This window comes from Streptomyces sp. NPDC051976 (assembly GCF_040680795.1).
Taxonomy (GTDB): Bacteria; Actinomycetota; Actinomycetes; order Streptomycetales; family Streptomycetaceae; genus Actinacidiphila.
Genome location: NZ_JBFAXL010000144.1, coordinates 1 through 1,941, shown reverse-complemented (window position 1 = coordinate 1,941; position 1,941 = coordinate 1). Strand labels below are relative to the sequence as shown.

The window sequence follows — 1,941 nt, the reverse complement described above, 5'->3', positions numbered from 1 at the left end:
TCCCTGGTCTTGTGTCCTGAACATGAAAAGGAGTTGGTCGTAGGCAACTTCTGGAAGTGATGCTGTGCGGAAGATGAAGGTTTTGTGGCCCTTCAGAGCCGCCCTGTGGGGGGAGGCTCTAAACCGCCTCATGCCGCGTTAGCCAATGACTGTCGTGGTGAGCGATGAGGAAAAGGCGTCGTAAGAGGCGTCAGGTGGGGACCGGGAAGACGAACGCAAGTGAATCGCTGCTGACGTGTCGAAAGATAAACAGACGGCATCGAAACCGGGGTGTGACCAGAACTCTGGGATGAGCCTGGCGGGAGCCCGCTTATTGGCCAGGTGGTGTCCGGCATGTAGGCGACGTGAGTCCGGTCTGCGGCTTTCGCATGGAACAGGAGAAGGCAGGACCCGATACTGCCCGTCGGCTGGCGGGCGAGAGGGAGTGCCCCAAGCGGCAGCCACTGCAAGGGGTCGAGTACCGACGTGGGGCCTGCTGGCGGACCGGCTCGTAGTAGTGACGAAGCCCCTGTAATGGGGGTGGAGCGAAGGGGTCGGGTCGTTCGTGACTGAGTTGATCGCATCAACCGGACAGTGTCCGGGAGGAGTTCGATGGGCCAGTTGAAATCATCGACCAAGCCGTTTGAGATTTCGAAGTGGGAGATCAAGGAGGCATGGGAGGAAGTCAGAGCTAACAAGGGTGCACCCGGCGTGGACGGGCAGAGAATCGCCGACTTCGAGAAGGACCTGAAGAACAATCTGTATAAGGTCTGGAACCGTATGTCGTCGGGCTCCTACTTTCCGCCTCCGGTGCGTGCGGTGGCCATTCCAAAGTCACATGGAGGCGGCGAGAGAATGCTTGGCATTCCCGCTGTCGCTGACCGCGTGGCACAGACCGTGGTGGCCCGGTATCTGATGCGCAGGGTGGAGCCCATTTTCCACCCGGACAGCTTCGGATACCGGCCCGGACGGTCCGCCTTGGACGCAGTGGAGAAATGCAGGGAACGCTGCTGGAAAAGGGACTGGGTGGTGGAGTTCGACATCGCCAAGTTCTTCGACAGTGTGCCCTGGGACCTGCTGGTCAAGGCGGTGGAAGCGCACACCGACGCCGTCTGGGTGAAGTTGTATGTGCGGCGGTGGCTCGAAGCACCGCTCGTCATGCCCGACGGCTCCCTGCTGGAGCGGGAGCGCGGGACCCCGCAAGGGGCCCCGGTGTCTCCCGTCCTGGCGAACTTGTTCCTGCACTACGCGTTCGACACCTGGATGGACCGGGAGTTCCCGTCCGTCTGGTTCGAACGCTATGCGGACGACGCGGTACTGCACTGCGTCACCGAGCGCCAGGCCCGCCAAGTGCTGGCCGCGCTCACGGACAGGATGGTCGAAGTTGGGGTGCATCTACACCCGGACAAGACCCGGATCGTCTACTGCAAGGACGGCCACCGACGTGGCGCTTACGAGCACACGTCGTTCACCTTCCTCGGGTACACGTTCCGCGCCAGGAAGAACCGGAGTCGGCACGGGAACCTGTTCCTCGGGTTCGACCCGGCGGTCAGCAAGGACGCCTTGAAGAGGATGGGGCGGGAGCTGCGGTCCTGGCACCTGCACACCCACTCTGAACTTTCCTTCCAGGAGCTCGCCCGCAGGATCAACCCTGTGGTGGCGGGCTGGCTCAACTACTACGGACGCTTCAGGCCATGGGAGTTGATCCCCTTCGTGATGCGCATCAACGCCTACCTGGTGCGCTGGATCCGCCAGAAGTACAAGCGGCTCGCGGCCAAGCGGAAGGCCCTCGCGAAGATGCAGGAGATCGCCCAGCGATACCCCCGCATGTTCGCGCACTGGCGCCTGACCACGGGTGCCGTATCGGTCTGATGACCAGAACGACAAGAGCCGTGTAACGGGCGACTGTTACGCACGGTTCTGTGAGAGCCGAGGGGTGAGATTCCCCTCGGCTACTCGGCA

The 1,941-nt window shown here is 62.2% G+C and carries 1 protein-coding gene; it reads left to right on the top strand.

Annotation, left to right across the window (positions count from 1 at the left end; all coding sequences use genetic code 11):
• Nucleotides 1-591 precede the first annotated feature (591 nt).
• The gene (ltrA, locus tag AB0M29_RS45080) at nucleotides 592-1,851 is read left to right on the top strand and encodes a group II intron reverse transcriptase/maturase (RefSeq protein WP_365393655.1); all 1,260 of its coding nucleotides are present in this window, start codon (nucleotides 592-594) and stop codon (nucleotides 1,849-1,851) included.
• Nucleotides 1,852-1,941: the final 90 nt, after the last annotated feature.

What these genes read in the sequence shown, in the direction of transcription:
- ltrA (WP_365393655.1), top strand. Translation starts at nt 592, where the DNA reads ATGGGCCAGTTGAAATCATCGACCAAGCCGTTTGAGATTTCGAAGTGG.